The organism is Serratia sp. JSRIV006, assembly GCF_019968685.1.
Classification (GTDB): Bacteria; Pseudomonadota; Gammaproteobacteria; order Enterobacterales; family Enterobacteriaceae; genus Chania; species Chania fonticola_B.
On record NZ_CP074137.1, the window covers coordinates 911,178 to 933,064 of the forward strand.

19 protein-coding genes are annotated in these 21,887 nt (G+C 53.6%); 16 read left to right on the top strand and 3 right to left on the bottom strand.

Going from position 1 to position 21,887, the window contains the following annotated elements; translation table 11 throughout:
• Positions 1-12: 12 nt before the first annotated feature.
• The 3 genes from hofC to ppdD are packed head-to-tail and all read right to left on the bottom strand — an operon-like array spanning position 13 to position 3,098.
• Entirely contained in the window at positions 13-1,212 is a 1,200-nt protein-coding gene (hofC, locus tag KGP16_RS04170; RefSeq protein WP_059199747.1) for a protein transport protein HofC, read from the bottom strand.
• Positions 1,209-2,645 (bottom strand): type II secretion system protein GspE, encoded by a 1,437-nt coding sequence (gspE, locus tag KGP16_RS04175; RefSeq protein ID WP_059199748.1) that lies wholly within the window; start codon positions 2,643-2,645, stop codon positions 1,209-1,211. The genes hofC and gspE overlap by 4 nt, the downstream gene beginning before the upstream one ends.
• Positions 2,646-2,660: 15 nt before the next feature.
• Positions 2,661-3,098: a prepilin peptidase-dependent pilin gene (gene ppdD, locus KGP16_RS04180; RefSeq protein ID WP_223500852.1), complete on the bottom strand. Its 438-nt coding sequence runs from the start codon at positions 3,096-3,098 to the stop codon at positions 2,661-2,663.
• A 610-nt stretch (positions 3,099-3,708) separates the two neighbouring features.
• On the opposite strand from ppdD, the gene KGP16_RS04185 reads away from it, so the two are divergent.
• From KGP16_RS04185 to KGP16_RS04260, 16 genes are all read left to right on the top strand, one after another.
• Positions 3,709-3,897: a DUF4762 family protein gene (locus tag KGP16_RS04185; protein WP_071926037.1), complete on the top strand. Its 189-nt coding sequence runs from the start codon at positions 3,709-3,711 to the stop codon at positions 3,895-3,897.
• Positions 3,898-4,162: 265 nt separating this feature from the next.
• The gene (locus KGP16_RS04190) at positions 4,163-4,837 is read left to right on the top strand and encodes a DsbA family protein (protein ID WP_059199750.1); all 675 of its coding nucleotides are present in this window, start codon (positions 4,163-4,165) and stop codon (positions 4,835-4,837) included.
• Complete coding sequence (locus tag KGP16_RS04195; RefSeq protein ID WP_059199751.1) at positions 4,837-5,784, top strand: hypothetical protein; 948 nt, start codon at positions 4,837-4,839, stop codon at positions 5,782-5,784. Before KGP16_RS04190 ends, KGP16_RS04195 begins: the two co-directional genes overlap by 1 nt.
• A 24-nt stretch (positions 5,785-5,808) precedes the next feature.
• Positions 5,809-7,944 carry a peptidase domain-containing ABC transporter gene (locus tag KGP16_RS04200; RefSeq protein WP_223500853.1) on the top strand — a complete coding sequence of 712 codons (2,136 nt, stop codon included), beginning with the start codon at positions 5,809-5,811 and terminating at the stop codon, positions 7,942-7,944.
• Positions 7,944-9,104: an efflux RND transporter periplasmic adaptor subunit gene (locus KGP16_RS04205; protein WP_223500854.1), complete on the top strand. Its 1,161-nt coding sequence runs from the start codon at positions 7,944-7,946 to the stop codon at positions 9,102-9,104. Before KGP16_RS04200 ends, KGP16_RS04205 begins: the two co-directional genes overlap by 1 nt.
• On the top strand, positions 9,097-11,052 hold the full coding sequence (locus KGP16_RS04210) for an ABC transporter permease (RefSeq protein WP_059199754.1): 1,956 nt from the start codon (positions 9,097-9,099) through the stop codon (positions 11,050-11,052). The genes KGP16_RS04205 and KGP16_RS04210 overlap by 8 nt, the downstream gene beginning before the upstream one ends.
• An 86-nt stretch (positions 11,053-11,138) precedes the next feature.
• Positions 11,139-12,434, top strand: a complete 1,296-nt coding sequence (locus KGP16_RS04215; protein ID WP_371822175.1) for an efflux transporter outer membrane subunit — start codon at positions 11,139-11,141, stop codon at positions 12,432-12,434.
• 12 nt (positions 12,435-12,446) lie between these two features.
• Positions 12,447-13,697: a beta-ketoacyl-[acyl-carrier-protein] synthase family protein gene (locus KGP16_RS04220; RefSeq protein ID WP_059199756.1), complete on the top strand. Its 1,251-nt coding sequence runs from the start codon at positions 12,447-12,449 to the stop codon at positions 13,695-13,697.
• Positions 13,694-14,503, top strand: a complete 810-nt coding sequence (locus tag KGP16_RS04225) for a MaoC/PaaZ C-terminal domain-containing protein (RefSeq protein ID WP_071926038.1) — start codon at positions 13,694-13,696, stop codon at positions 14,501-14,503. Before KGP16_RS04220 ends, KGP16_RS04225 begins: the two co-directional genes overlap by 4 nt.
• A 16-nt stretch (positions 14,504-14,519) precedes the next feature.
• On the top strand, positions 14,520-14,768 hold the full coding sequence (locus tag KGP16_RS04230) for an acyl carrier protein (RefSeq protein ID WP_021179352.1): 249 nt from the start codon (positions 14,520-14,522) through the stop codon (positions 14,766-14,768).
• 4 nt (positions 14,769-14,772) lie between these two features.
• On the top strand, positions 14,773-15,507 hold the full coding sequence (locus KGP16_RS04235; protein ID WP_094982141.1) for an SDR family NAD(P)-dependent oxidoreductase: 735 nt from the start codon (positions 14,773-14,775) through the stop codon (positions 15,505-15,507).
• Positions 15,508-15,859: 352 nt separating this feature from the next.
• Positions 15,860-16,420, top strand: a complete 561-nt coding sequence (locus tag KGP16_RS04240) for a tyrosine-type DNA invertase (RefSeq protein ID WP_094982140.1) — start codon at positions 15,860-15,862, stop codon at positions 16,418-16,420.
• Between the two features lie 464 nt (positions 16,421-16,884).
• Complete coding sequence (locus KGP16_RS04245) at positions 16,885-17,433, top strand: tyrosine-type DNA invertase (RefSeq protein WP_115159080.1); 549 nt, start codon at positions 16,885-16,887, stop codon at positions 17,431-17,433.
• Positions 17,434-17,930: 497 nt separating this feature from the next.
• Complete coding sequence (locus KGP16_RS04250; protein ID WP_059199759.1) at positions 17,931-18,464, top strand: fimbrial protein; 534 nt, start codon at positions 17,931-17,933, stop codon at positions 18,462-18,464.
• Between the two features lie 93 nt (positions 18,465-18,557).
• Positions 18,558-19,235: a molecular chaperone gene (locus KGP16_RS04255; protein ID WP_021179357.1), complete on the top strand. Its 678-nt coding sequence runs from the start codon at positions 18,558-18,560 to the stop codon at positions 19,233-19,235.
• 83 nt (positions 19,236-19,318) lie between these two features.
• Positions 19,319-21,886: a fimbria/pilus outer membrane usher protein gene (locus KGP16_RS04260; RefSeq protein WP_209523347.1), complete on the top strand. Its 2,568-nt coding sequence runs from the start codon at positions 19,319-19,321 to the stop codon at positions 21,884-21,886.
• The last annotated feature ends 1 nt before the right edge of the window (position 21,887 follow it).

Below are 21,887 nucleotides of genomic sequence, written 5' to 3' on the forward strand. Positions count from 1 at the left end.
AAATTGAAAGCATTACCCCAGTACATTCCCCAGTTGGAATATCGGCAAATACATCGCGATCACCAACGTACCTACAATCCCGCCAACCACTATCATCAACAAAGGTTCCAGCGTTTGCGCCAGCGTATCGGCGAGCTCATAGGTCTGTTGTTCGTGCCAAAGCGCCAGCTTGTCCAACAGGACATCGAGCGTGCCGGATTCTTCCCCCACCCGCACTAATTGCTGGCATAGCGAAGGAAACAGCGGCTGTTGAGCTAGTGCGCTATGGAAAGGATACCCTTGAGAGAGCTGCTGTTCGATCGCCGTCAGCGCTTGGCAATAAAACACAATATTCACCGAAAGTTTCGCGGCGCTTAGCCCTGCCACCAGCGTCAATCCGGCCTGCTGCGTCATGGCCAGAATACGGAACACCTGGCTCAGGCAATTGCCCTTGACCAACGAGGCAATCAACGGAATGCGTAGCAACATTGCCTGCTCACGTTGTTGCCAATCGGCTAACGGATGCAACCTACGCCAATAAAATCCTGCCAGCCCAGCCACCGTGAGCAACAGATAAGGCCCGGTAGCAATCAATGCGCCGGACAGTGCCAGCAGCCTTTGAGTAAACCAGGGCAACGGGGCGTCAAATGACTGATAAATCTTGGCAAACTCTGGCAGCACCATCACCAACATCAGTATGGTGACTGAAATGGCCACCAGGCAGATAAACAGCGGGTAGCGCAGCGCCTTCAGCACTTTTTTCTGTAGCCTTTGCTGAGCTTCTTGTTGCTGTGCCAACTGTAGGCAGCAGCGATCCAGATTACCCGTCAATTCGCCGATGGCGATCAGTTGGCGGTAGATTAGCGGGAATACGCGATGTTGGTCTGCGATCACCTCGGAAAAGGGTTGCCCCATCGCCACGCTATTGCTGATTTCCAGCAACAGACAGCGCCAGGCCGCCGACTGATGCTCCTGAGCCAGCAACTGTAGGCTATTGACCAACGGTAACCCGGCTTGCAGCAGAGTTGCCAACTGACGGGTGAATTGGATCATCGGCTCGCCACGCCATTGACGTGCGGAGACCCGTTTCCCCGCCCCCAGCTGGTAAGGCTGCAATCCTTGCTCCAGCAAATGCTGATAGACCTGATTTTTCTCCTCCGCCAGCAGTTCGCCACTGCGAATTCCACCTTGGCTATCGATGGCTTGCCAAACAAACAGACGGCGAGTTTTCATGCTGTACTCTCACCTTGAGTGTTCACCCCGACTACGCGGTACAGTTCCTCCAGCGAGGTTATTCCCTTGGCGACCAGCTCCAGGCCCGCTTGTAGCAGCGTTGTTTGGCCCTGCTGCTGTGCTATATCGGCCAACTGGATCACCGAGGCATTTTGCATCAGGGCATTTTGGATTTCGGGTGTGATCTTCAGCAGTTCGTAAACGCCGATCCGGCCGTAATAACCGCCAAAGCAATGCTCACAGCCAGCTGCACGCCACGGGATCAGGGGTTCCGGCCAAAGGGTAGCCGGGAAGTGCAGGATCTCAACTTGTGGATAGCGGCAATGGGGGCACAAACGTCGCACCAGGCGCTGGGCGATCACCAGTTTCAGGCAGGCCGCCAGCAGGTAACCGGGAATGCCCATTTGGGTCAGGCGGGTCAACGTTTCGCAGGTGGAGTTGGTGTGCAGGGTCGATAGCACCAAATGCCCGGTTTGTGCCGCCTTGACGGCAATTTCTGCCGTTTCTTTATCGCGGATCTCGCCGATCATGATGACATCCGGATCCTGGCGCAGCAGGGCCCGTAACACGCGAGCGAAGTCCAGATCGGTTTTGCTGTTGATCTGCGTCTGGTTAATACCGAACACCGGGATCTCGATGGGATCTTCAACGCTGCACAGGTTGCTCTGCGCATCGTTCAGCTGGCGTAACCCGCTGTACAGCGTCACGGTTTTACCGCTGCCGGTCGGGCCGGTTACCAGGATCATGCCTTGCGGGTTGCAGAGGGCATTGGCATACCACCCAAGTGCTTCCAGACTCATACCAAGCTGCTCGAGCGGCAGCTCCTGGCGATCGGTTTGCAGGATCCTCAGTACCACCTTTTCGCCATACAGCGTGGGTAAGGTGGAGATCCGCATTGAGAAACTGGCATTATCCAGCTGCACGCTGAGTTGGCCGTCCTGTGGCAGGCGGCGCTCGGCGATATCCAGTTGCCCCATGATCTTCAGCCTGGCAGTGATCCTGGCCGCCAGAGAAAAGGGCGGAGAGGCGATCGCCTGTAGCACACCGTCGATCCTGAGTCTGACGCGGAATCGCTGCTGATAAGGTTCAAAATGCACGTCAGAGGCACGCCGTTGAATGGCGCTACGCAGCGTTTGGTTAATAAATTGCACCACCGGCGTGTCGCTGTCGTCGTTTAGCGAAGGGGGCCGCTCCTCGGTATTTTCCGGCGGTGGAACCAGGGCGAGGGATTGCCGCTGATTCTGTGCCTGTTCCAGCCGCGCAACGGGCCATTGCTCAATCCCCACGCTTTTGCCGGTGGCGAAACGCAAAGCGCTCACCAGTGCCGCAGGGATTTCACCATGCAGGGCGATAGTCAGCCGCTGCTCGTCTTCGCTGAGTGCCAGTGCCTGGTAGCGTTGGCACAGCGTGTGGATTTCATCGCTGATTTCCATGCCGCCCCTCCTTTACTACTGCGCTGCATCATCAAAACGGAAAACTTCCTGGCAGGTTTCCTGCTGGCTGGAGTTACTACTGCTGCATTGGCGCGTCCAGCGCATCGGGCCGGTGGAGTCCATTGTGGGAGCCAGGGTCACCGTCAGGCCTTGCAGGCTCTGTGTGCCGACCAGGCTGATGGTTCCCCCGGTGACTTTGATACTGCTGACGTAACGTGTTGTCGCTCCTGCAGGGATCCCTTTGCTGCCAGCATCGCAGCCAGACGGGCCACCGCCTTCCAATGCGCACAATTCAACCGCCATTTTGTACGGCACCATGGCCTGCAACATATCGGTCATGGCGGCCTTCTGGATATAGCGCTGATAGGCGGGGATGCCAATGGCGCTGAGGATGGCGACGATGGCAATCACCACCATCAATTCGATTAGGCTAAAACCGCGTTGTGTTTCCATCTGTTGTTTCCTCCGTGTCATCAGGAGGCAACGTTAAAATGGCCAACGGCAGGTAGCGAGGGAGGAATGCGGATTATGCGTGGCTGTTCCACCACAATACGTCCGTGTTACGCGGCGTTGAAAAATAATGCGTAGTGCATCACAACCGGGAGGAAATGATGCCTGTTTGCGTATTACCTCATCCGCCAGAGCCGTTGACTAAGCTGGAAAGCGTCCGTTTTTTATCTAAAATTTTCCACTCACAAGGTATGATTATTCTTATGAGGTAAGAATGATCCTGTATTTGGCTTTTTTTAATTAATGCGATAACGATAGGGTTTAACCCTGTTTTTTAGAGTGTGGCACCTGTTTTTTCTAAGAATACTCCTTTATCAATAATTCCGTAATATAATTCTTATATAATATTTATCAATAAAAATACCATTGATCTGCTTTGGAGATCACGGTATCTTTGCCCTCGCCGTAACAGAGAAGTTAATAAATATCATCTATTCTGCGCTTTAATAAAGGCATGGGTTATCGTGCCTTTATATTGAGCGTAGATTTGTTCTATCGTTGATGATAGACATAACTAGGGCTATTTATTTCACTTTTATATAAGGATGATGTTGTGAAAAAATTAAACGTTTCTGAAGCTAGCACAATCGTTGGCGGCACTTGCAAAACCTGTAGCGTTGAGTATGTAAACATTACCCCAACTACTTGTAATGCGGTTACCACTTGTGTAGACAAAGATGGCAAGGTTGTTAGCGTTGACAGCAAGCCAGTTCCACTGAGCAGCTGCCCTGCCCAGCCATAATGTAAACATTGGTTCCCTGTCTGACAGGGACTGATGCCAGTGCTGGTGCGGTGAGGTTTATCGCATCAGCCTGTTTGATTCTCGTGCATTTTTAATGGACAGGGATGTGACTGCTGCAAGGATTATTGCAGCCTGCCTGACTAAAAAAATCAATATCCCTCCGTTATTAAGTGCTAATCGATTTACCCTTATACATTAAGGTTTGTGATTATTCACACGCAACCTTGAAAGATATTGGGTATATGTAATTTAGGACGTAGCGCTCATGTTCAAGAAGCCCTTTTATCTTTTCGCCTATACCCTTTTGGTTATTATTATATCTTCGCTGATCACCACGGCTTATTTCCACTATTTTGTGCTGAATCAGAATGCCGGTCCTGAACAACAGGCTCTGACCATGGTCAGCGAGAGCGACGTTAAAACCAGCCCGATAAACACGGATAATACGATTATCGAGATCTTCTCTTACGGCTGCCACTATTGCGCCTTGAACGAAGAGAATGTTGCCAAGATGGAAGCGCGGATGCCCGCCGGGACTCAACTGGTCCGTGTGCATATCGCCAACCAAAACAATGATGGCCTGGCGAGCTTTGCCCCGTTGTTTGCCACGCTGACGGTGATGGGCATTGAACCACAGCACCGTGAGAGCGCTTATAACGCCATTATCAAAGGTAAAATTGATTTAAGTAACCCGGTCAATCGCGATAAATGGTTAACGAAAAACGGTATCGATCTTGATGCCTATAACAAGGCAAGCCAGACACCGCAGGTAGCAGAGCTACTGGACTATATGACCAAAGTATCCGGGCATTACAAAATCAGGGCGACCCCAACGTTTATCGTCAACAAAAAGTGGATGGCCGTGCAGGATCGCGATTTCCCTGAGTTTGCCGATCATCTGCTGTCATTGTTGCAGAATGATAAACCGCTGGAGAAATAATGCGTTTATTTGCCGTATGGATATATCTGACGTGGAGAGAGGCGCTCACAGGCATTGCTCGCGGTTTGTTGCCCTTGCGCAGGGCATACGGCAAGACGGTTTGTTGGCTGCTGCGCCATGGCAGCTACCGTTGGTTCCTTGGGCTGGCGGCACTGGGCCGCTGGCTGCGATTAGGTAACCGGGGCGATCGTCGGCGCGCCTTTGTGGCCGAGGCGAACAAGCAATCCCTGCTCGGGGCTGACTACCAAGGGAATTTTGCCCGCACCAGTCAGCGCCGCCGTTTACTGGAGCTGGCCGCAACCTACGGTCAGAGCCCTCAGGTCGCAGCTCAACTGGCTCGCTGCCAGGCAGAACTTAATGCGGTCGTCGAGCCTTTGCATCAGGCTGGGCACCCAGTGGTGCTGGCACCGCTGCATATGCTCTCTGACGTGCTGGCCGGTATGGTCGGTGCGGGGGTATTTCCGGGAAAGGCGACGGCCATTGTCTCCGTGAGCGTGGAGGTGTATCACGCCAGGGCGCGGGAATTAGGGGGCGTTAACCTGTCCTATTGCTCGATCCATGATGATAACCGGGAAATTGCTGGCAATCTGATGGGAGCGATTATGGAAGCGGCCGATCATCAACGCAATATCATGATTTTTCCGGATATCTCGCCGGATTACACCGTCAATACCAATAAGGCGCAAACGGCAAAGCTCAGTTGTCGTCTGTTTGATCGCCCGGCCAATTTGCACAGCGGCGTGATCCGCATTGCCCGAGCGCTGTCGGCGCAGGTGGTGTTTTATTACCTGTATTACGACAAAGAGATAAAAATCCACATTGACCCGCCGATGCCGGCGCGCAGTGTGAAGGCCAGGCTGCCGGAAATTGTTGAGAGTTCGATCGTCCGCCACCCCGAGGACTGGCTGTTATGGCACGCACATTCGTTATTTTTTATCAATGAATAAACCGGAAATTGAAGAAGTCAGATCATGGAAAAGATAATCCCGACGCTGGTCTTTCAAGGCGAAACTAACGAATGTGGGCTGGCCTGCATCGCCATGATGGCGGAAACCCAGGGGATTGATGTCTCGCTGGAAAGCCTGCGTGAACGCTATCCGGCCTCGCAGCATGGCACCTCGCTGGCCAGGCTGTGCGATATCATGGGCGAATTGGCGATGCCCGCTTATCCCGTGGCTTTTGAGCATGACGAACTGGCGGAACTGCCGCTGCCCGCCATTTTGCATTATGGCGCCAGCCATTACGTGGTACTGGCCTACCGTAAAGGCAACCATGTCTGCGTCATGAATCCGGGCATCGGCCAACAACTGCTGCCTATCGATGCGTTAAAGCTGGACATCAGCGGTTTTGCGCTGGTGCTGGACAATGAAACCCAGCCCGATCCGCAGGCGCTGGCCAACGTGCAGCGCAGTAAACGCTTTCGCATGCTCGACACCATGAGTCTGAAAGAAACGGCACGTATTCCCGGCATTTACCGGTTGATGATACTGGCGTTTCTGATCTCGTTAACCCTGTTTATCATGCCGACGATGGTCAGTAGCGCCATCAACCAGGTCTTTTCCTCTGCGGGAAAAACAGATTTCCCCTATTTTTACTTCCTGCTGGCGTTTGTCGTTTCGACCACGTTGGCCTTCGGCGTGCGCTGGATCACCGAGCGATTTATTAAACGCTTTGTGGTGGTCAACAGCGTGGCGGGCTTCTCGCGCTTGCTGAGTAACTCGCTGAACTTCTTTGATAAACGTGCACCAGGTGACGTGTTTAGCCGCTTTGCCAGTTGGCAGATGGCCTCGGGCATTAAAATCGAGCTGGATAACGGCCTGCGTACCGACTGGATCATCGGTGCCATCGCGCTAGCGGTGATGTGCTACATGAGTCCACTGCTGGCCATGGTGTCTGGTATCAGTGTCACCCTGATGGGACTGGTTAGCATCTGGGCCATCTATCGTGACCGCTATTTTACCCAGCAAATGCAGGTCAAAACGGCCGATCAGAGCGACTTTATCCTGGAGAGCATTCAAGGGTTCGCCACCATCAAGTCTGCTGGGCTCGATAGTCAACGCAAGGGCCTGTTTGCCAAATATGCCCTGGCGCTGTTTACCTGCCGCCAGCAACAGAGAATGTACGAGCAGGTCAAAAGCAGCCTGTATCAGCTGATCGGCAGCCTGGAGATGGTGCTGTTTATGTTCCTGGCGCTGCCGTTGTTGAAAAACGAAACTATCACGCTCGGGGAGTTCTTTGCCTATAGCTTTGTGCGTGAAATTTTCACCTCTTACATCACCAAAATTTTCTATTCCATCCTGCAAAAGAATCAGCTGAACGTGATTGATACCCGCGCGCGGGATCTGTTTCCGTCACGTTCTGCACCGGAGCCAGGCAATGATGCGGTCCCTGCGCCCATCCCGTCGTTCACCTCGCTGCTGCGTTATCACCATATCGCCTTTGCCTATGACGCCCAGCAACCGGTGCTGCACGATCTTTCGCTGTCGCTCACGCCGGGCCAAAGCATTGCCATTGTCGGTGAATCTGGCGCGGGTAAAAGCACCTTGCTGAAGGTGATGACCGGCCTGATGCCACCACAGCAAGGGGACGTCATGGTGGATGGTCAGCCGCTCGATTATCAGCAGGTGCATGCACTGTTCTTCCTGCAAAGCCAGGAGGACATCTTGTTCAATGCCACGGTGTTGGAAAACATCACGCTGTTTGATGAGAACTTTAATGAGCAAAAGCATCGGCAGATTGAGCGCTCGCTGGAGGGGCTGAATCTTGCCCCGGTGATCGAGAAATTGCCGGGCGGCCTGAATGCCCTGATCCGTGAAAGCCATGCTGGGCTGTCTCAGGGGCAACGCCAACGTCTACTGTTGGCTCGGGCCATGTACAGCGATCGCCCGGTGCTGGTGCTTGATGAACCTACGGCCAATCTGGATGAAGAAACGGCGCATCAGGTGATGGCCACCTTGCTGGCGCATTGTCGCGAACGGCATAAAACGTTGATCACCGTGACGCACAGCGAGAGCGTATTACCGATGTTTGATCGGGTGTTCCGCGTGAGCAATGGCCATGTGGCCAGCGTCGAAACATCTCCGACACTGACTACGGCGGTGTGCTGATGAAGCTGAAGATGTTTGGCAAGGCTCGCCGTCTGGTAATGCTCGCCTTGCTGTGCCTGGTGGCCTTGATCGGCGCGATCGTCTGGTACGTCTCGACACCAGCGCAGGATCATACCTATGACACCGAAGAGATCACCCGTGGCGATATCGAAAAAACCGTGCTTGCCACCGGCATTCTTAAACCTGCACTGCAGGTCAGCGTGGGTGCCCAGGTTAACGGACAATTGCAAAAGCTGTATGTGAAGCAGGGCGATCGTGTCACCCGCGGGCAACTGCTGGCGGAAATCGACCCGACCTTGCAACAAAACGCACTGCGTAAATCTGAGGCAGCCCTGCAAAGTGCCGAAGCACAAAAACAAGTCACCCAGGCAACGCTTAAACAGTATCAACAGGAGCTGAAGCGTCAGCTAAAGCTGGATCGTGATGGTTCAGGCGTTAAAAGCGATCTGGAAAAGGCGCAGGCGCAGTTCCAAACCCAGGTTGCCCAGTTGAAGGTCAACGATGCGCAGATCGTCCAGGCGCAGATGGAGCTGGAAACCGCCAAGGCCAATCTGGGCTTTACCCGTATCGTTGCGCCGATCGACGGTGAAGTGCTGGGGATCGTCACCAAGGAAGGGCAGACCATCGTGTCGTCACAGACCGTCCCTACCATTCTGGTGCTGGCGGATGTGGATACCATGACGGTACACACCCGTATTTCAGAGACCGATATCCTGAAGGTACGCGTGGGGCAACCGCTGTGGTTCTACGTGGTGGCCGATCCCAAGCAGCGTTACGAAAGCGTGATGGGCTCGATCCAGGAAGCGCCAAGCGACGCTTTGCGGGAAGATAACCCGTCCAGTTCCTCTAATCAGCAAGCCTCGGCGGTGTATTACAGTGGGGTATTTGCCATTGCCAACAGCAAACGTCTGCTGCGTACCTCTATGACCGCTCAGGTATTTATCATTACCGAGCAGGCGAAGAACGCCCTGCGTGTCCCGGTGGCTGCCTTTGGTGAACAACAGGGTAAAGATCGTTATCAGGTGCAGGTGATGAACGGCAAACAGCTTGAATCACGATGGGTTCGCATCGGCTTGAACGACCGCCAGTTTGCCGAAGTGAAAGAAGGACTGAAAGAGGGCGACCGCGTGGTGTTGATGGGGAGCGCTAGCAATGGTTAAGCCAACCCCTGCGCTGATTTCACTGAGCGGGATCTCACGTCATTTTGTCTCCGGATTGCAGACGGTAGCGGTGCTGAAAAATGTCTCCCTATCCATCCAGCCTGGCGAGATGGTGGCGATCGTGGGGGCGTCCGGCTCGGGGAAATCCACGCTGATGAATATCATCGGCTGCCTGGATAAGCCAACCGAGGGGGAGATGCAGATCAAGGGGATCTCCACCCAACTCGCCAGCAGTGAGCAGTTGGCCCAGTTACGCAGCCAGTACATCGGGTTTATTTTCCAACGCTATCACCTGATGCCGTACCTGAGCGCCAGCGAAAACGTCGCCATTCCTGCCCTGTATACCGCCATGCCAGCGGCGGAGCGTCAGACGAGGGCTGAATACCTGCTTACCCGGCTTGGGTTGCAACAGCGGATGAACTACAAACCGGCGCAGCTCTCCGGCGGGCAACAGCAGCGCGTCAGTATTGCCCGAGCGTTGATGAACGGGGCCGAAATCATTCTGGCCGATGAACCGACGGGGGCGCTCGATCGCGCCAGTGGGCAGGAGTTAATGGAGATTCTGCACTCTCTGCATCGCTCGGGGCACACCATCATTATCGTCACTCACGATCGGGATGTCGCCAATCAGGCGCAGCGTATTATCGAAATCAGCGACGGTGAAATTATTGCCGATAGGCGCAATGAAGCGGTTGCGCCACTGGAAACCCGTCCCGTATTGCCGGTGGTTGCTGCTACTGGGCGTAACCCGTTCTGGCAGAGCGTGCAAGAGGCGATCAAGATGGCCTGGCGTGCGCTGATGGGGCACCGTGCCAGAGCCTTCCTGTCGATGCTGGGCATCATTATCGGCGTCTCCTCCGTGGTGTCGTCGATGGCGGTGGGTGAGGGTGCAAGGCAAAATATTCTCAGGGAGATCGGCCAACTGGGCAACAGTACGTTGGAAATCCGCCCTGGTGAAGGGAGAGGGAAAGTGCGCCCTGACTTTGCGCGCGCATTGAAGGTTTCCGATGTAGAACTGTTGGCTCGCCAGCCTTATGTCGACAGTGTATCGCCAGTGGTCAGCACAGCGGTTACCGCGGTGCGCGGTGGCAAAGAGGTTACGGTGGCGATTTCTGGCATCAGCAATGCCTATTTCCGCGTGCAGGGCCTGCATTTTATCTCTGGTAACGGTTTTACCCAGCGCGATCTGGACGAGCGGGAACCGGTGGTAATTATTGATCCGGAATTACGCGATACGCTGTTTGAAACGGATGAAACACCAGAAGGGGAAATCATCCAGCTTGGCGGTACGCCTTACCGGGTGATCGGCGTTGCCGAACGTAAAGGCGGCAAATTCAGCGGCATGATGCTGGGCGCCTGGATGCCCTATACCGCGCTGCTGGAGCGTATGTCCGGTGATATGCCGATCGAGTCCATGACCTTGCGTGTACGTGACGGGCTTTCACCGAATGAGGTTCAGGGACGCGTGGAAAAACTAGTAGAACAGGCTCATGGCCAGCGTGACTTTTACACCCAGACCAACGATCAGATGACGCAGGCCATCCGCAAGGCGTCGGATTCGATGAATCTGTTGATCACCGCTATTGCCGGGATTTCACTGCTGGTGGGAGGCGTTGGTGTGATGAACATCATGCTGGTGTCGGTCACCGAGCGTACCCACGAGATTGGCATTCGTCTTTCGGTCGGTGCGCGGCCAGCGGACATTATGCGCCAGTTCCTGATTGAGGCAATGGTGATCTGCTCGCTTGGCGGGCTGATCGGCATTATTGGCTCCGGGTTGGCCGGGATGATCTTCTCGTGGGTAACCAAAGAGTTCACCATGATCTTTACCTGGCCACCGTTGGTACTTGCCTGCGGGTTCTCTGCACTGATCGGCCTGGGTTTTGGCTTCTTCCCGGCGCGCAATGCGGCACGTCTTCATCCCACGGAGGCGCTGGCACGCGAATGACGAACAACAAACTTTCTCTGGTGATGCTGTTGCCCCTGCTGCTGAGCGGTTGTGGCTCGTTGACGAAAAGCGACTATCAGCGGCCAATGTTGTCGGTGCCCGCCGAGTGGCGAGTGCAGGATACCGGTTCTGGCTATCTGCAACACACTGACCACTGGTGGGATAACTTCGCGGATCCACAGCTCTCGATGCTGATCGGACGCGCGCTGACCAGCAACAACGATCTGGCCATCGCGGGCATACAGCTCCAGCAGGCCCGATTGGCGGCCGGGTTAACCGATACCAACTTAACGCCTGATGTTTCAGTTAAGGGTAACGCCAACAACAGTAAAAACCTGCGTAGCAATACCACCCCGACGGAGTCTTACAGCACGACGTTGTCGCTGAGCTATGAGCTGGATCTGTGGGGAAAATTGGCACGTGCCAGAGAACAGGCGCAGTGGCAGGCTGAAGCCACGGAGCAGGATCGGCAAAACACCGCGCTAACGCTGATCGGCAATACGGCGCAGTATTATTGGCAGATCGCCAACCTTAACCAGAAGATAAAACAGCAGCAAGCGGGCCTGGAAATCAGCCAGCAGACGCTGGCACTGGTGCAGTCACGTTATGCTTCCGGTGCTGCCGGACAGCTCGATCTGTTACAGGCGAAACAGTCGTTGCTTAATCGCGAGAACACCTATCGCACGTTGCAACAGCAGCGGGAAGAGAACCGTAATGCGCTGGCGATCCTGTTTAACCGTTCGCCCACCGATCGCCAGGCAGAGCGCAGCTCGCTGGACATCAATCAGGATGTGCCAATTGCCAAAGTGCTGCCGGTTGAGGTCATTGCCCGCCGTCCAGACGTGAAGGCGGCGGAAGGGCGTTTGCGAGCAGCCCTGGCCGGTTCGGATGTGGAGCGTTTAAGCTTCTATCCATCGCTGTCACTGGCTGCGTCACTCGGCTCTGCCAGCAGCATTTTCTCTCAATGGTTCAGCAATCCTGTCAGGACGCTGGGAGCCAACGCTGCGCTGCCGTTTGTGCAGTGGAACACGGTGCAATTGACCATTGAGAAATCCAATCTTGACGTCAAACAGGCGGCGATCGTCTTCCGCAGCAAGGTTTATAGCGCGCTGTCCGACGTGGATAACGCCATGTCGCAACGGCTCAGCTATCAACAGCAAAAAATCAATCAGCAACAGAATCTGCAGCTTAGCCAGCAGCGGCTGGTATTGGCTAGAAGCCAGTACCAGGCGGGGGCGGTCTCTTTCCAGAGCTTGCTGGATGCCGAGGACGATTTGCTGACCATCGAAACCAATTTGTCAGATCTACAGTACAACTACCTCAATGCCACCATGAAACTGTGGCTGGCGTTGGGCGGCGGTGTGGAAAAAACGGTGATATAACAGGATGAAGTCATGAATAAAGATGCTTTGCCACGTCGCGTGGTGGTTACAGGTTTCGGTGCGGTCACACCATTAGGGATGAATGCCGAGCAAAGCTGGGCAGCGATCATGGATTATCAACTGGGCTATCGCCATGTCGATATGTCTGCCAAGGGGATCCAGTCACGTTTCTTCGGCGTGATCGACGATGAACCCAGCCTGAAGGGCGTCCCGGCGGCGATCCGCCGTCGTCTGCCACGTTTTGCCCGTCTTGCGCTGGGGGCGGCCCGCGAAGCGATGGAGATGGCCTTCCACGGTGAGAGCCCGGCGGCGTATTACGATCTGCTGGACTGCGGCACTATCATCGGCAGCGGCTGGGCGGGTCAGGATGAAACCCATCTTAACTACGAAGGCTATCTGCGTACGGGGTTGGGCTCACCGTTTGGCTGCTTCCTGTCCATGCCGAATGCGGCTACGGCAGCGTGCAGCCTGTTCTGGGGCCTGCGTGGTTATCAAAATAGCCCGATTGCCGCCTGTGCCACCGGAACGATCGCCATTGGTGATGCGGCCGAGGTGATCCGCAGCGGCCGTGCGTCGATGATGTTGGCCGGTGCCGGTGAGTCGTTGCGTACCGATGCAGCCGTGTGGAACATCGATATTCTGCGCGCCCTGGCAAGTGAACAGGACGATGCTAGCAAGGCCTGCTGCCCCTTTAGCCTCGATCGTAACGGCTTTGTGCTGTCTGAGGGAGCTGCCGTACTGTGTCTTGAAGAGCGCGAAGCCGCACTGGCGCGTGGGGCAACGATCTTTGGGGAGATCAAAGGCTACGGCAACTACTCCGATGCCTTTGATTTTACCGCGCCAGCGGAAGACAAGATTGCCCGGGTGAAAACCATCCAGCACGCGCTGTACCAGGCTGGGGTGACGGCGGAAGATATCGATTATATCAATGCCCATGGCACGTCCACGCCGCTCAACGATCTGAATGAGACCCAGGCAATCAAGCTGGCCTTTGGCGAGGCGGCCTACCGCACGCCGCTTTCCAGCACCAAGTCTTACTCTGGACACCTGATTGCGGCGGCGGGCAGTTTTGAGTCCATTATCTGCCTGCAGGCGTTGCAGCATCAGTTGATGCCAGCCACCTGTAACCTGAAAAATGCCGATCCGGAGTGCGATCTGGATTACATCAGTGAAGGGCACCGCCCGGCCAAATTGCAGAACATCCTGAATCTGAGCTTCGGCTTCGGTGGTGCCAACGCGGCGCTGGTCATTGGGCAGGCATGAGCATGATCCTCAACTACACCCTGCGCGATGCCGAGGAGTGGGCCGCCTTTTCCGGTGACTACAACCCGATCCACTTTGATCTGCAACACGTCCGCAAAATGGGGGCCGATCAATTGAGCGTTCACGGGATGCGGGCAATGCTGGATATGAAACGTCAGTTGAGTGCGGCGCTGCTTGCAAGCCCGCCGGAACATGACTTTTATGTATTCAGTACCCGCATGCGTCGGCCGGTGCTGTGCCAGACGCCGTATGACTTGCTGATTGGGGCTAACGGCAAACAGATCACCGGCGAGTTGTTGGATTGCGCGACGCAGAAAAACTGCTTCAACAGCAAGCTGGCTGCGGGCCGCCCGTTGGAACTGGCGGCTTGCAATCACGAACATGCGCTGACCGTGGCCGAGGTGATGGCGCTTTGCCAGCCCTTCCCGGGGCAGGCATTGGAAGCCACGCAGGCGTGGAGTTTTTTCGATGCCCTGCTGTTCCAACTGTTGGTCAAGTCTCCGGAAACGTTGGCGGCGCTAGCCACCGCATTACCTGAACTCCGGGCCGCCACGTTGATCGACGTGTTTGCCCAGATCCCGGTGGTGCAAACGCACCATGAAACTCACTTCAGCGCCCGTTTGTTTACCCCCACGGCGCTGTTTGAATCCGAAGATCGGTTGTATTACCACATCCAGCCGATGCTGATTATTGGGGATAGAAGCAACGGGTTTGTGCTACGTGCGGTGATCGAGGCCAGAACGCAGCAGTATCCGTTGCTCGTCACCTCGGTGACCTTAAAAACATGGCCATTGGCCGACAATTAACTACAGGGATTTCATCATGGAAAAGTATCAACAGGTTTATGACACCGTCACTGAAATGATTTGCGATGCCAAAGATCTCGAAATGAGCGATCTGTCGCCAGAGATGCCGCTGCATCAGTTGAAGCTGGACAGCCTGGACTATGTGGAGTTGATGGTGTTGGCCAAACGTGAGTTTGGGGCCACGCTGACTGCCGAAATGTTCATCGACAAGCCGAATATGACGCTGGGTGAACTGTGTCAAAGCCTGGTCGACGCGCAACAGTGATCCTATGACTAAACAATGGGTGTTAGTGACTGGCGGTAGCCGGGGGATTGGTCGGGCGTTGGTGGAGGAGTTGGCCAGGCAGTGGAACGTGGTGTTCACCTGCCGTAGTGGCTCTGAGGCGGAGTCGGCAGTTATAGAAGCTTGCGCGGGTTTGCCGGGGTTGGTGGAGAGCTGTGTCTGTGACGGCAGCGATGAGCAGGCAGTGGATGTTGTGGCTCCACAACTGCTGGCTCGCCTTGGCGCGCCTTTTGCGGTGATCCATAACGCCGGGATCACGCAGGATGGTTTGCATATCCAGCAAACCGGGGAGCGCTGGCGGCAGGTGATCGACACCAACCTCAACGCCATCTTCTACTGGAATCGGCACCTGTTGCCCGCCATGATGGCGCAGGGGGAAGGGGCGATGGTGCTGATGTCTTCGGTGACGGGCATCAAGGGCAACATCGGGCAAACGGCCTATGGGGCCAGTAAGGCGGCGATGATCGGCCTGGGGAAATCTCTGGCGCTGGAAGTGGCCCGTTTTGGTATCCGGGTGAACTGTCTGCTGCCCGGGATTATCGAAAGCGAGATGACGCAGGCCATTCCGCCGGAGGCGCTGAAGGCGCTGCGCAAGCAAATCCCTCTACGCCGCCTGGGCAAAGCCAGCGAAGTAGCGCGTACCACCGCGTTTCTCATCGGAGATGATAGCCGTTATATGACAGGCCAAAGCCTGATCCTTGACGGGGGTTTGACCGTCTAAGGTAAGCCTGATTAACTCTTCTATTGGGGTATCTCTGCATACCCCAAGCGTTTTCGATAACTCCCTATTTCCTTACTTCAGAGCATCTACGATCACCCCCTCCTTCTATCAAATGGTGAGTCTAGCTTACGGTTTGCGTGGTTAAATAAAGCACCGATGTTAGAATTGCCTGTTGAAAAAACAGACTGTCCCACACGTTATTACTACGATGTGAAATGAATTAATGGCACTAAACCCGCTGAAATTCGATTTATTCCACAAAGTTATGATGAGCATCAGGTTGTAGCTTGACCAGAATTTTCTTATGTCGTTAAATCCAATATCTGGAAAAATGTGTATAGGGAAATACCGCATGTCGGCTAACACCAATCGTAAGTTTTTGAGCATGGATGAAGTACAGCGTTTACTTGATGCAATTCCTGAGCATAAGAATACCGTCCGCGATAAATGTATGTTGCTGGTTTGCTTCATTCATGGATTGCGCGTCTCCGAACTCTGTAATCTGCGCCTGCAAGATTTGGATCTACTTAGCAAAAAATTGTACGTTAATCGCCTGAAAAATGGCTTTTCTGTCCAACATCCGATCCAGCCGCGTGAGCACTCCGCTCTGGTCAGTTGGCTGGCCCTGCGCCCGCAATATCTTGAAGCAGACAGTGATTTTCTGTTTCTTTCACGCCAGGGGGGGCGGCTTTCTCGCCAGCAGATGCATCGCCTGTTTCGCGAGTATGGTGAACTTGCTGGACTGAATGTCCCCGTGCATCCGCATATGTTACGCCACGCCTGTGGCTATGCGCTGGCTGATGGCGGCATCGATACTCGCTTAATCCAGGATTATCTGGGCCATAAAAATATACAGAATACGGTAATTTATACAGCCAGTAACGCGGGGCGTTTTCGTTCGATCAGAATATAATTCAAATCTGTTTGAAAAGCAGTTTATTTAATTCATCTATAATAGTTAGACTCATCCAATCTAGGTTGAGTCTACTATCGTATATATAGCCACCTCTAACCTATTATGCAGTCATGGATAAGAATGTTATGAAGATATAATATATCAATCCAGCGTTGGCTTCTGCACTCATTATTGATAGAGCATTTCATTACATTGAGAATGAGTTTTTTCGGATTTATCTCACACTTAAGAAAGAATAACCCTTTAAATCATAGATCATTGGCTTTTCTATGGCGTTTCTTTTTTTTTGTCGGATATCCTTGGCAATTCCATGGCTGTTGTCTTTTTTCCTCTCCGCTATACTGATTCTGGGATAGGTTGAAGCTGTAGCAACCCTTGCATCAGCGATCCTATGAATCTTGTAGGTATGTAAAAGGATGAATAGCCCTGCACATTTTTTAGTAAAGTCACAGTGAGGCACTATGAATAATCGCAAGCATCTGACTCCTTCCGAAGTTGCGCGTCTGCTAGGAGCTACTCAGCATGGTAAACATGCCGAACGCGATTACTGTTTGATTTGGATGTGTTTTATCCACGGATGTCGCGTCAGTGAGATCAACCGCTGGCGCCTTTCCGATATCGATTTGGAGGGTAAAAGCATTTATATCCATCGCCTGAAAAACGGCTTTTCCACCATTCATCCTTTATATGCCCAAGAACATAAAGCGTTACGCGCCTGGTTAAATGTCAGACGTACTTATCGAGGCGCCGACAGCGACTGGTTATTCCTTTCCGAGAAAGGGAATCATCTATCCCGCCAGCGTATCTATTGGTTAATGCGTAATTACAGTGAGTTGGCTGGTCTGGAGGTTAACGCCCATCCTCACATGCTGCGACATGGTTGTGGATTCGCGCTGGCCGACCGCGGGATAGATACTCGGTTGATTCAGGATTTTCTTGGGCATAAGAATATTCAGCACACCGTACTTTATACGGCCAGCAACGCGCGGAGATTTAAAGAAGTCTGGTAAACAAATGTAATGATTTAATTCACCCGGTACACTTTGAACTAAACTGTCACGCACTCTAGGGATTATCTTTTCGCGAGTCAACAAATTTGTTGTAGGTACATTCTTAATTTTAAAATAATAATACATATCAATGATTTGCGTTTATTTCTAGCCAGTTATTCATTATTGACCTTCCCAATAGTGGCTGTTCAAGCCCACTTCTGATGGTTCTATAAAATCCCCCCTCGATACCAAGCATAGCTTTAATTATTTACTATTGTTTATTAATTGATCACCTATTGGAATTTAATGCTGTTTAAGTGTGATATTTAGCATAAATAATTGGACGGTACACTTTAGTTCAAAATGACTCGTCGGTGCGATAAGGCTTAACGGCTTGATGGGTTATTTAACGGGAGAGGTTCTCGCTTGGAGCTAAATAAACAGGGAACGACATAAGGCTATGTCAATTAATTTTGCTATGCACATGGGTGCATTACATTAAAGGAAAGTGTTGTATGAAAAAGAATCTGATTGCTGTTGCCGTATTGGCCTCCTCTGTGTTTGCCGTTACCGCTGCTGCCGCTGCTGATGGTCAAGTCGATTTCGTTGGTAAAATCACCGATGACGCTTGTGTTGTGACTAACAACCCAAGCAGCCCACTGCAGGTGAATCTGGGTGAAGTCGCTACCACTTCCTTCAACGTGGGTGGCGTTCCGACTGCGGGTGTTAAATCTTCTGCAACCAATTTCACCATCAAATTGACAGGTTGCCCGGCTGCGGCAACTCAAGCTTCAGTCAAATTTGACGGTATCGCTGTATCTGGTGACAACACCGTTCTGGCACTGACTGCTGGTGGCGCAACGGGTGTTGGTATTCAGCTGAGCGATGACGCTAACGCTGTGGTTCCATTGTTTACCGCATCTAAATCATATCCACTGGTTGTGGGTAACAACGATCTGAACTTCGTTGCACGCTATATCTCTACCTCCGCCACCATCACTTCTGGTGTTGCGAACTCCACCGCTAGCTTCACCCTTAACTACAACTAAGACTTTACCAATTCGACGTAGAGATTAGTTGTTCTGATTTCAGGCCGGCGGTAGTTGAGCTGGCCTTTATGTCTCATTTCACGGGGTGTTTGTATGAAATTTATTCCTGCCACGGTGCTGACGAGCTTGCTGATGATGAGCTGTGCTGCTCAGGCCGGTGTGGTTGTGGGCGGTACGCGCCTGATTTATGAAGGCGGTAAAAAGGAGTCTTCACTGAGCGTCAGTAACCCGGACAAGGGGCCGTACCTCATCCAGACCTGGGTAGAGACCACCGCAGGTGGCGCTGAGAAAGCCCCCTTTGTGGTGACCCCACCGCTGTTCCGCCTGGATGGCGACCAGAAAAACGTCCTGCGCGTGGTGCGTGCCGGGGGCAATCTGCCCTCAGATAAAGAATCGTTGTATTGGATGAACATCAAGTCCATCCCCGCAGCCAGCAAAGCTGAAGTCCGCAATACGCTGCAAATTGCAGTGAAGACGCGCATCAAGCTGATTTACCGCCCGGAGGGCATCAAAGGCACGCCGGAGCAAGTCACAGAGAAACTGACCTGGCAACGCAGTGGTAATCACCTGCAGGTGAACAACCCGACGCCGTTTTATATGAACTTCTATGAGGTGAAGGTTGCAGGCAAGAAATTGAGCGATGTGACCTATGTGGCTCCGATGAGTACGGCAAGTTTTGCACTGCCAACCGGAGTGAGCGGCGGCCCGCTCAGTTGGAAAATTATCAATGATTACGGGGCGGTAAGCAAAGAGCAACTCGCGTCGTTATAGCCTTCAGAGAGCAGGGATCCCCACAGGCTGTGGGGCACAGGACACAGGGGTAGTTTCACCCTGTAGGCAATGGAGTCAAACGGATGAATAATTATAAAAGCCAGGCCGGGCACTCGCCGCGCGTCAGCCGGTTGGCGTATTTGATCGCTACCCAGCTGGCATTGATGGGAACCCTATCTTTTAGCGTACAGGCGCGTGACTATTTTAACCCTGCACTGCTGCAAATGGATAACCCAAACCAGGGCGCAACAGATTTAACGGTTTTTGAAGAAGGCATAGGTCAGGCACCGGGCACCTATCGGGTCGATATCTATCTCAATAACGAACAGCAGGACACACGGGATGTGACGTTCAGTATGCAAAAAGGGGATGATGGCAAAGAGCATCTGCAACCTTGTCTGAGCGTAGAGCAACTTAATGCCTTGGGGGTGAAAACCGATTTATTCCCAGGGCTCGGTGATGCCAAGTCACAATGCGCCAACATCAGTGCCATTCCCCAGGCCAGCGCCAAGTTCCGTTTCAGCGAACAGCAATTACTGATCAGTATTCCTCAGGCAGCCCTCTCACAGAAAGCACGCGGTTACGTTCCTGAAAGCCAATGGGATCAAGGTATCCCGGCATTGCTGCTCAACTACAGCATGAGCGGAGCCAACACTTATGCACGTAATGGGAATAACCAAGACAGCAACAGCCAGTTCGTCAACCTGCGGCCAGGTGTCAACCTCGGGGCGTGGCGGTTGCGTAACTACACGACCTGGAGCCGAAGCAGTGACGGCCAGGATAAATGGGATACCATCTATACCTATGCCCAGCGTGACATTATCGCGCTGAAAAGTCAGATGACGCTGGGGGATAGCAGTTCGCCTTCGGACGTGTTCGACAGCGTACCGTTCCGTGGTGGGCAGTTGGCCTCGGACGACGAAATGATACCGGACAGCCTGAAGGGCTATGCGCCAATGGTACGGGGTATTGCACGAACCAATGCGCAGGTGACTATCCGCCAGAACGGTTATGTGATTTACCAGACCTACGTGGCGCCAGGTGCGTTTGAAATCAACGATATGTTCCCTACCGGGGGCAGTGGTGACCTGCTGGTGACCATTAAGGAAGCCGACGGTAGCCAACAGCAGATGGTGGTGCCGTTTGCCTCGCTGCCCGTGCTGCAGCGTCAAGGTCGTTTGAAGTACTCGCTCACCAGCGGGCAGTACCGTTCTTATGACAACAGCATAGACAAGACCCTGTTTAGCCAGGGTACAGCGATTTATGGTTTACCCAATGGCTTTACCGCCTACGGCGGTGGCCAGTTTGCCAGTAAGTACCAGTCTGTGGCCTTGGGGCTGGGCAAGAACATGGGTGACATCGGTGCCATATCGGCAGACGTGACCCAGGCATGGTCTACGATGCAAGACCAACCTAAGACCGATGGCCAATCATGGCGAGTTCGTTACAGCAAGAACCTGGTACAGACGGGGACCAACTTCTCGATTGCCGGATACCGTTACTCAACGGCGGGCTACTACAGTTTGCAGGAAGTATTGGACACCTACCGTGACGGTAGTAGTTACCGGCTCACCGACCGCAAGCGCAACCGCAGCGAGTTGACCATCAGCCAGAACCTGGGAGATGCGGCGGGAACCCTGTCATTAAACTGGGTCAGCGAAGATTACTGGAACAGCGATCGTACCTTACGCTCGATTGGTGTTGGCTATAACAACAGCTGGAACGGTATCAGCTACGGGTTGAGCTACAGCTATAACGAAAACTCGACGGCCAGTGGCAACAGCAGTGGCGCCATTTATGACCGCGATCAGATCTTTGCGCTTAACGTCAGCATGCCGCTGGATCGTTGGTTGAGCAGGACTTATGCCAGCTACAACCTGAACACCAGCCAGAAGGGGTCCACCAACAACTCCGTCGGTCTGAACGGTACGGCGTTAGCGGACAACAACCTGAGTTGGGGCGTACAGCAAAGCTATGGCAACAAAGGCATCGGCAACGGCGGCAACCTGAATGCCGACTATCGCGGTACCTATGGGGAAGTGTTGGCGGGCTATGCCTACGATCGCAACAATCAACGACTGAACTACGGCCTGCAGGGCGGCATTATAGCGCACCAGGACGGGGTGACCTTCGGCCAGCCGTTGGGGGAAACCATTGCGCTGGTGAAAGCGCCAGGAGCCGGTGGCACGGGCATTAACAACCAGACCGGGGTTAAAACCGACTGGCGTGGCTATGCCATCGTGCCGTACGTCAGCCCTTATCGCAAGAATCAGGTGCAACTGAATACCGAAACTATGGCGGATGACGTTGAGGTGGAGTTGACCTCTCAGAACGTGGTGCCAACCCGTGGCGCGGTGGTTCGAGCCAACTTCCAGGCCAGTGTGGGTCAACGAATACTGATGACGCTGTTACGCCAGGGCGGCGCACCGGTACCATTCGGTGCCACGGTTAGCGATCCGGCGCAGAAAACAGCACAGGGCTTTATCGTCGGGGACGGTGGCCAGGTTTATCTGACCGGGATGGCAGACAGCGGCAGCCTGAATGTGAAGTGGGGCAGCGGTTCAGACCAACAGTGTCAGGTGAGTTACTCACTGACAAAACAGACAACGGAAAGTGCTGGCATTCAGATGCTGAATGCGCAGTGCCGGTAAG

Bases quoted from the DNA above. Each gene is read 5' to 3' on its own strand.
- KGP16_RS04255 (WP_021179357.1), top strand. From the start codon at position 18,558: ATGAAATTTATTCCTGCCACGGTGCTGACGAGCTTGCTGATGATGAGC.
- KGP16_RS04235 (WP_094982141.1), top strand. From the start codon at position 14,773: ATGACTAAACAATGGGTGTTAGTGACTGGCGGTAGCCGGGGGATTGGT.
- KGP16_RS04190 (WP_059199750.1), top strand. From the start codon at position 4,163: ATGTTCAAGAAGCCCTTTTATCTTTTCGCCTATACCCTTTTGGTTATT.
- KGP16_RS04215 (WP_371822175.1), top strand. From the start codon at position 11,139: ATGTTGTCGGTGCCCGCCGAGTGGCGAGTGCAGGATACCGGTTCTGGC.
- KGP16_RS04195 (WP_059199751.1), top strand. From the start codon at position 4,837: ATGCGTTTATTTGCCGTATGGATATATCTGACGTGGAGAGAGGCGCTC.
- KGP16_RS04260 (WP_209523347.1), top strand. From the start codon at position 19,319: ATGAATAATTATAAAAGCCAGGCCGGGCACTCGCCGCGCGTCAGCCGG.
- KGP16_RS04200 (WP_223500853.1), top strand. From the start codon at position 5,809: ATGGAAAAGATAATCCCGACGCTGGTCTTTCAAGGCGAAACTAACGAA.
- KGP16_RS04245 (WP_115159080.1), top strand. From the start codon at position 16,885: ATGAATAATCGCAAGCATCTGACTCCTTCCGAAGTTGCGCGTCTGCTA.
- gspE (WP_059199748.1), bottom strand. From the start codon at position 2,645: ATGGAAATCAGCGATGAAATCCACACGCTGTGCCAACGCTACCAGGCA.
- KGP16_RS04205 (WP_223500854.1), top strand. From the start codon at position 7,944: ATGAAGCTGAAGATGTTTGGCAAGGCTCGCCGTCTGGTAATGCTCGCC.
- KGP16_RS04225 (WP_071926038.1), top strand. From the start codon at position 13,694: ATGAGCATGATCCTCAACTACACCCTGCGCGATGCCGAGGAGTGGGCC.
- KGP16_RS04250 (WP_059199759.1), top strand. From the start codon at position 17,931: ATGAAAAAGAATCTGATTGCTGTTGCCGTATTGGCCTCCTCTGTGTTT.
- hofC (WP_059199747.1), bottom strand. From the start codon at position 1,212: ATGAAAACTCGCCGTCTGTTTGTTTGGCAAGCCATCGATAGCCAAGGT.
- KGP16_RS04210 (WP_059199754.1), top strand. From the start codon at position 9,097: ATGGTTAAGCCAACCCCTGCGCTGATTTCACTGAGCGGGATCTCACGT.
- KGP16_RS04230 (WP_021179352.1), top strand. From the start codon at position 14,520: ATGGAAAAGTATCAACAGGTTTATGACACCGTCACTGAAATGATTTGC.
- ppdD (WP_223500852.1), bottom strand. From the start codon at position 3,098: ATGGAAACACAACGCGGTTTTAGCCTAATCGAATTGATGGTGGTGATT.
- KGP16_RS04220 (WP_059199756.1), top strand. From the start codon at position 12,447: ATGAATAAAGATGCTTTGCCACGTCGCGTGGTGGTTACAGGTTTCGGT.
- KGP16_RS04240 (WP_094982140.1), top strand. From the start codon at position 15,860: ATGTCGGCTAACACCAATCGTAAGTTTTTGAGCATGGATGAAGTACAG.